Consider the following 7,437-nt stretch of genomic DNA (forward strand, 5'->3'; position numbering starts at 1 on the left):
AACTGCGTTTAAACGGAATGAGCCCGGTTCAATACCGGACCCATAACTCAATTTTATCCTAACTTTAACCTGTCCAACTTTTTGGGGTCGGTTCATCGAAGGGGTAGCCGGGGCGTTTGCCCCGTCTTTTACTTTATCGAAATCTTTTTCGTGCCAAAGCCGTCGACCTTGACCATGTAGATTCCACTTTGCATGTTGTCGAGGTTCAACGTGGCATGTCCTGCGTTAAGCTGCGCTGTTGCGACTTCTGCGCCGTTGATTCCCAAGACGTGCACCTTTGCGGTGCCGCGGGCGTTCACCGTAAGCGTACGGCCCTGAGTCTGCACCGAGAACTTTGCACTTGCGATAGCCTTAGACTTGATTGCATCGGGGTTGTATAGCTTAATCGGATTTTCATCGTAACGGGTAGCAAGTGCCATTAGGTACCAGGTGCTATGCGGTAGCCACTGTTCCACCCAACGCCAGTTGTTCCAAGGTTCTTCAGAGCTGAATCCTACGTAGGCAACGCCATCATCATCCCAGGCGATTCCCGAACCGTCTGTGCTCTTGCCCGTAATGCCGTTTGCGATGCCTCCCTTGAGGGTTGCGTCGTAGTCGGAGGTGCCGTCATACTTGGCGGGGTTCTTCTTGCCGATCCCGTACATCATGCAGGTGCCGTAAGGGTTCTTGCCCAAAATCCAGTCAAGCTGGTCGGTAGCGTACTTGTTGATGTTAGTGTCGAGGAGGCTTAAGTCGCTTGCGACAAGCGATGCCGCTGCCGAAAGGCTTGCGAGGCGAGCGTCTTCGCCTTGCCACCAGTACTTGCTTTCGTTGTCGTGCGGGATAAAGAATCCTTCCTTGATGTTTCCGCCGGTCTTGTAGGTCTGGCGGGCGTAACCGAACGGGTTTTCGACCTTATTTGTAATGGAAATGAGCCAGCTCAAGTGCTTGCGGACGGCCGCGAGTGCTGTCTTGTAGACAATTTCACCGTTGGAGGCGGAACAGTCCATGTCGGCGGGACATGGTTCGCGCTCAATCTGCATTTCTGCTTCGAGGAATCGCACCAAAGCAATCAGCGGAAGTCCTGCATCGCTTGCATGCCAGAACGGACGGGTCTTCGCGTCGTCACTCCAGAAATATCCGTCTTCGCTAATACGGGCAGCGAGGTGCCCGGCGCGGCTTTCCATATCGTCCATGTAGGAACCTTTTCCCGTAGCGAGGAACAGTTCCGTTGCCGCAAGGAGTGCGGTGTAGTCGTCGATAATATTTTCCTTGCCGTCGTCGCAGTAGGCGCAGTTGCCGCCGATGCTCTGCTTTTCAGAAAGGTGTGCGTAGGCTTTTTGGGCTGCCTCAAGGTATTGTTCGCTGGTGAATTGGCCTTTAACGCCAAGCTTTGCCACGCGGGCGAGGCCTGCGATTGCCATGCCGCCGCCTTCGCGGAAGGCTGTCTGGTAATTATTGCTCTTGACGCCGTCGGAACCGCTAAAGGCACACAGGTAGCGGCTGCCCATGCCCCAGTTGTCGAACACTGTCATATAGAAGAAACCCTGTTCGTCAAGCATGCGTACCAAGAAGTCTGCACCGTAGGCGGCTTCGTCTGCGGTTTTTGCCTTGGTGCTTGTAGATGCTAGGAGCTCAGGAATGCGCTCTGCCGTGAATGCGAGTGCCCATACCGTTAGGGGAATCTGTTGCGGATTCAAGTAGTTGGCGTAAGAAAGATGGCTCAGGTATTTGCTCACGTCGCCGCTCGCATCGTACCAGCCGCCGCGAACATCACGCGTGACGCCCGAACTCCCGTAAACGGAAACCTTCTGGTCCCATTCGAGAATGGGGGATTTGTCGGCACGGTCGTTGTAGAAATAGTCAAGCACCATACCGAGCGTACTTGTGGCAAGTTGATTGCCGCCTACAGAGAATTCCGCTGAAGTGGAGGGGTTGCCCGTGACATCGCCGATATAGTACGTTCCTGCATACATAAAACTGTAGGGGAGCTCGATGCGATAGTATTTCCCGCTTTTAGACCAATTGTCGGGATTTTCGCCTTTGCCAAATACGCCTTCCGCTAAAACTTGCGCGGGTAAACCTTGGGTTTGGGGCATGTTGTCGCGATTAAAGTAAAGGCTCCACTTGGTTCCTTCGAGTTCTTCGGTGCTTTGCACGACGGCCGAAAATGGCATGCCTAGGTCGTAGCCCGCTTCGTTAAGGAAAAACGTGTTGCCTGCGAATGCGGAAGCCGCAAGCGCGAAGGGGAGGAGTCTGCAAACTGTATTCATAGGCTTGAATATAATTTATTGCCCTTTGAATATCAATAAGAGGATGTAAAAGTGTGTTTATGGTCAATAATTATATACGCGATTTTTGCGTAAAATGTGAATGAGATGGAGAATATTCTCTTGCTGGACTATGAATTTTTTCAATCAAAGGGAGTCCGATTTTCGTTCCAGATGGCCGAAGCTTCTAATTTGTGAGATGTGTAACCTATTGAATTTGATTGAATTACAAACTTTTTATTTTAAATAACGCAAATATTGCGTTAAAAATGTTCTTTTTTGAACGAAATGTTTTGGAACTCTTGACCGGTGCTTTTGCAGAACCTATCTTTGCCTGCGAACTAAAAAAGGATTCATCCATGTACTACGAAAGCATCAAAGTTTTGGACTGCACCATCCGCGATGGTGGCTTGGTCAACAAGCACGACTTCTCCCTCGAATTTGTGCGTCGCCTTTACACCCTCCTGTCTGCCGCCGGTGTGGACTATATGGAAATGGGCTACAAGAACTCTCCGGAACTCTTTGACCCCAAGGAATACGGTCCGTGGAAGTTCTGCGATGACGACCTGCTCTGGAAGGTGAAAGACGGTATCGATTCCAAGATCAAAATGGCTGTGATGGCTGACGTGGGCCGCGTGAACATGGACGCCGTGAAGCCCGCTAGCGAAAGCCCGTACCAGATGTTCCGCGTGGCAAGCTACGTGAAGAATATCGACAAGGGTATCGAAATGGTGAACGCCTTCCACGAAATGGGTTACGAAACCACCCTCAATATCATGGCCGTGAGCCGTGACCGTGGTCCGGAACTCGACGAAGCCCTGCACCAGGTCAACGAAGAATGCAAGGCCGACGTGCTTTACCTCGTGGACAGCTTCGGCGCCTTCTACCAGGAAGACATCGATAAGGAAATTACCCGCTACCGCGGTATCGTGAAGGGCAAGAAGTTCGGCTTCCATGGCCACAACAACCAGCAGCTGGCCTTCTCCAACACGATTCAGGCTATCATCGATCACGTGGATTACCTCGACGGTTCCGTGTCCGGTATGGGCCGTGGCGCTGGTAACTGCACCACCGAACTCTTGCTCGGCTTCTTGAAGAACCCGAAGTACGACCTGCGTCCGGTGCTCGATGCCTACCAGGAACTGTTCTTGCCGCTTAAGGAAAAGTACGAATGGGGCTACATCATTCCGCAGATGATTACGGGTATGCTGAACCGCCACCCGCAAGACGCCATTGCCATTCGCAAAACCGAAGACAAGGACAACTACACGAAGTTTTATAATCATATGATGAATGACTAGGAGGCGAGCGTCGCAGGAACAAGCTAGCTTGTTCCTATGACCGAGCCGACGAGTCATGGGCTCGCGTAGCGAGACCAACGACTAATAAGTCGAGCGTCGCACAGGAATGCTCGCATTCCTGTATGACCGAGGTGACGAGTCGCGGACTCGCGCAGCGAGGCCAACGACTAATGTTATCCTTTAATGGAAATTCCTTGATGAAAACGTCCGGCTTGCCGGGCGTTTTTTCTAATTTAGGGGCGTGCATTTCTTATTCCTGCTGATTGCATTTGTGTTTGGGTTGTCTGCCGCGTATGCGGAAGACTCCGTAGAACAGCACGTGTCAGAAGAATACGAGTCTGTTCCTTTGCCGGGGCATAGCGCCTATATGGGCAAGGGCATTTCGTTCGGTATGGGCTTTGGCGTTTATGATCCGCTGAGTGAATGCGACTGCATGGGTGCGTGGCAGGTCCAGACAGAATACTTTTACACCGACTGGCTGAGCGGAGGCGGCAGTGTCCGCTTTTTCGGCGGTGACCTCGACCGCGATGTCATGGTGATGTATCAGCGTTACCGCATAAATGTGCGGTTCCATAAGGCTTCGGAAAAATTCGACCTGTATGCGGAACCTTTCCTGGGACTTGAAAATACGAACATCAGTGCCTTCAGAAAGCAGGTGCGCGGCGAGAAAGCGCCAAAGCAGCACTACTGGTGGGAAGATGTCGAGGAGCCTGATGACGAGGGCGAAGCTGACTCCACCGAGGTGGAAGAAGACGATTGCCAGAGGCTTTTTACCTTGGACGGCTTCTCCATCGGTCTGGGCCTTGGTGCTGGCTACAAGCTGTCCAGGTTGTTTGGTGTGACAGGCGAAGTTCAGGTGGATTACAACTTCTCGAAAGAGGTTCTGCTGAGCGTGATGCCGGGGGTGGCCTTTAACCTTCGCGAAGTGTGGCCGTGGGCCAAGCGGACGCTGAGTTCTACCTGGATTTCCTTCGAAATTGGCGGTTTAAAGACCTTTAATAGGGGTATTGACGGGTGGTCCAACACCTATTTTCTGGGAATTCAGTTCGGTGCGTAGGGTAGACCTGCCTCCGAGGTTTGACACTTAAATCCCGTTTTTCTATATTTGGTGCACCGATTTTTATCGGAACCCTCCCGGGGCCAATGGTGGTAACCTGGGCGAAAGACCAAAGGGAACTCATTATGAGACAATACGAAACGATGGTGATCATCGACGCTATGATCTCTGACGACGCTATCAAGGCCGAAATCGAGACTATCGCCGCTAACATCACCAAAGGCAACGGCGAAATTCTCCGCCGTGACGATTGGGGCAAGCGCAAGCTCGCTTACACCATCAAGAAGCGCCAGCATGGCTTTTACGTGATCTTCTACTACAAGGCTGAAGCCGCTACGGTCGCCTCTGTGGAAGCCGCTCTTAAGCTGAACGAAAACGTTCTCCGCTGGATGACTCTCGCCGACTATCCGATGAGCGAAATTGTTTATGACCAAACTCAGACCCAGTCTACCGAAGAAATCATTCCGGTTGACGCAGAAGAAGGGGAGGCTGAATAATGGCTTTTGAAGATAAGAAGCAGGCAACCCGTATCCGCCGCAAGAAGACTTGCTGGTTCACGGAAAACAACATCAAGTTCATTGACTATAAGGACGAAAAGACTCTTCGTCGCTTTATCTCTGAACGTGGTAAGATCATTCCTCGCCGCATTTCTGGCACCTCCGCCAAGTATCAGCGTATGCTGAACGAAGCTATCAAGCGTGCCCGTCAGATGGCTATTCTCCCGTTCGTTTCGGACAGTCTGCGCTAAGGAGGAACTAGACTATGGAAATTATTCTTAAGGCCAACGTTCCCCACTTGGGCAAGATGCTTGACGTCGTGAAGGTTAAGGACGGCTATGCTCGTAACTACCTCTTCCCGCGCAAGCTCGCTGTTCGTGCTACTAAGGAAGCCAAGCTCGAAATCGAAAACAACCGCGCTGCCGTTGAAGCTCAGTTCCAGAAGGAACTCGCTGCTGCTGGCGATGTGGCTGCTAAGCTTTCTCAGATTTCTGTCAACCTCGAACGCCGCGTTGTGGAAGGCGAACGTCTGTACGGTTCTGTGACCGCTTCTGACATTGCTGACGCCATCACCAAGCAGGGCGTTAAGGTTACCCGTGCTCAGGTTGCTCTCGAAGAACCGATCAAGCAGCTCGGTGTTTACACCGTGACGATCAAGGTCTTCAGCGACGTTGAAGCTCAGGTCAAGGTTTGGGTGGTTGCGGAGAAAGCCTAAGCTTTTTCTAAATCACTAGAAATCTTAAAAGCCGCTCTTTCGGGGGCGGTTCTTTTTTTTGTGGCACTTCTTTATAACAAAAAATGCGGACAAATGAATGTCCGCGTGCGATTGAAATTTTTGGTAGAAAATTACTTGTTGATGAACTGGGGAATGCCCTTGTACTTTTCCATGTTCTTCATGATGCAAGCCATTTCCCAGTCCTTTTCCTTGAAGCGGCGGCGGAGCAGGGCCACGAACACTTCCATGAGCATCAGGCAGTCGTAAACGGCGCGGTGCATCTTGTCGGATTCAATCTTCATGCTGATTTCGTCGCGGCGCTGGAACATGTTGGCCAAGATGCCGAGCTTGTGGGAACTGGCTTCGGGCAAGATTGCCTTGGAAATAGCGAGGGAGTCGATGACCGGATTGCCGGGCACGAGCTGCGGGTTGTTCTTGTATGCCACGCGCAAGAAACTTGCGTCGAAGTTTGCGTTGTGGGCGAGCAGAATGGAACTCTGGCCGCAGAATTCGGTGAATTTCTTGATGGCATCGCCAACGGCGGGGGCGTCTTGCACGTCGCTGTCGTAAATGTGGTTCACGGCAGAAGCTTCGGCCGGAATCATCATGTTCGGCTTTACGAAGGTTTCGAGCTCGCCGAGCAGCTTGGGCACGACTTTGCCGTTCTTGGTTTCGACGGTGAACTTGACGGCACCGATTTCAATGATTTCATCTTTCTGGTTGTTAAGACCTGTAGTTTCAAGGTCGAAGGCGACAAATTTCGGGGGCATTAAAATCACGATTCATTCCTTAGTTAATAAGTTATCACCTTGGTTGATTTGCAGTCACAAAGATAATTTAATTTCGATGTCAATACGTGTCAGCGGCAGGGGTAAAACAAATTTATCCCATGTTTTTAGGGAAAGGTGTGCCCCGTAGTGGACGTCAATGAACCAGAGGGGGCGCCCGCTGGATTGGGCTAGCCATTGGGAGCCCTGCTTGACTTCGAGAGCCGGTCCGCGAGGGCCGTCTAGCGCCATGCCCACGAAGTGGCCTTCGCGGAGCGGGCGTAATAGGTGACGCACGTTGGTGGCGCCGTGGGTGCTCGATCCGCGTGTAACGCTGTAGCCTAGATTTTGTACGATAGTTGCGAAAAGATCGCCGTCGCTGGATTCTGAAACGAGCGTGTGCACGCCCCAGTTTTTGAATGCGGCGGCACTCGCGAGTAAGTCCTTATGCCACACTCCAAGGATTCCCGGTCCAAAGGACTCGGGGGTTTTAAGCCTGATGCGCAGGCTTTTGATCCAAAGGGTTACAAGAAAAGCCTTGAACCGGACCTTGAAAGCGGGTTTAGCCATGCGTAAAAGATAAAAAATTGCAAAAAAAGGCGAGTTTGCCCTTGAAAAGAAGCGAAATATTACCTATATTGCGTTTCACTTTGGCGACGTACCCAAGTTGGTAAGGGGCGGCTCTGCAAAAGCCTTATTCATCAGTTCGAGTCTGATCGTTGCCTCTCAAAACTCCTTCTCACCCCGAGAAGGAGTTTTTTGTAAGAACGAAAACCACCAGCTAGGCTGGTGGTTCTAAAGAAGCCTTCTGGCGGTGCTGAAAAAAAGAAATCCTTTGATTATAATTGAAA

The 7,437-nt window shown here is 51.4% G+C and carries 8 protein-coding genes and 1 tRNA gene; 6 read left to right on the plus strand and 3 right to left on the minus strand.

The window, feature by feature from the left end; genetic code table 11:
• Nucleotides 1-128: 128 nt before the first annotated feature.
• Nucleotides 129-2,252, minus strand: coding sequence for a glycoside hydrolase family 9 protein (locus BUA40_RS14030; protein ID WP_072801472.1), 2,124 nt, complete (start codon nt 2,250-2,252; stop codon nt 129-131).
• Nucleotides 2,253-2,608: 356 nt separating this feature from the next.
• On the opposite strand from BUA40_RS14030, the gene BUA40_RS14035 reads away from it, so the two are divergent.
• The 5 genes from BUA40_RS14035 to rplI all read left to right on the plus strand — a co-directional run bounded on the left by BUA40_RS14035 (nt 2,609) and on the right by rplI (nt 5,819).
• Nucleotides 2,609-3,550, plus strand: coding sequence for an aldolase catalytic domain-containing protein (locus BUA40_RS14035; RefSeq protein WP_072801478.1), 942 nt, complete (start codon nt 2,609-2,611; stop codon nt 3,548-3,550).
• A 241-nt stretch (nt 3,551-3,791) separates the two neighbouring features.
• Entirely contained in the window at nt 3,792-4,607 is an 816-nt protein-coding gene (locus BUA40_RS14040) for a hypothetical protein (RefSeq protein ID WP_072801473.1), read from the plus strand.
• 125 nt (nt 4,608-4,732) lie between these two features.
• Nucleotides 4,733-5,104: a 30S ribosomal protein S6 gene (gene rpsF, locus BUA40_RS14045; RefSeq protein ID WP_072801479.1), complete on the plus strand. Its 372-nt coding sequence runs from the start codon at nt 4,733-4,735 to the stop codon at nt 5,102-5,104.
• On the plus strand, nt 5,104-5,355 hold the full coding sequence (gene rpsR, locus BUA40_RS14050) for a 30S ribosomal protein S18 (protein ID WP_072801474.1): 252 nt from the start codon (nt 5,104-5,106) through the stop codon (nt 5,353-5,355). Before rpsF ends, rpsR begins: the two co-directional genes overlap by 1 nt.
• A gap of 14 nt (nt 5,356-5,369) precedes the next feature.
• Nucleotides 5,370-5,819: a 50S ribosomal protein L9 gene (gene rplI / locus BUA40_RS14055; protein ID WP_072801475.1), complete on the plus strand. Its 450-nt coding sequence runs from the start codon at nt 5,370-5,372 to the stop codon at nt 5,817-5,819.
• Between the two features lie 131 nt (nt 5,820-5,950).
• Here the strand turns inward: rplI and BUA40_RS14060 are convergent, their stop codons facing one another.
• Both BUA40_RS14060 and BUA40_RS14065 read right to left on the minus strand, forming a co-directional pair.
• Complete coding sequence (locus BUA40_RS14060; RefSeq protein WP_254794079.1) at nt 5,951-6,589, minus strand: 3'-5' exonuclease; 639 nt, start codon at nt 6,587-6,589, stop codon at nt 5,951-5,953.
• Nucleotides 6,590-6,643: 54 nt separating this feature from the next.
• Complete coding sequence (locus tag BUA40_RS14065; RefSeq protein ID WP_072801477.1) at nt 6,644-7,156, minus strand: lysophospholipid acyltransferase family protein; 513 nt, start codon at nt 7,154-7,156, stop codon at nt 6,644-6,646.
• An 82-nt stretch (nt 7,157-7,238) separates the two neighbouring features.
• On the opposite strand from BUA40_RS14065, the gene BUA40_RS14070 reads away from it, so the two are divergent.
• Nucleotides 7,239-7,311 (plus strand) — tRNA-Cys (locus tag BUA40_RS14070).
• Nucleotides 7,312-7,437: the final 126 nt, after the last annotated feature.

It is taken from the genome of Fibrobacter sp. UWT2 (assembly GCF_900142545.1).
Lineage (GTDB): Bacteria > Fibrobacterota > Fibrobacteria > Fibrobacterales > Fibrobacteraceae > Fibrobacter.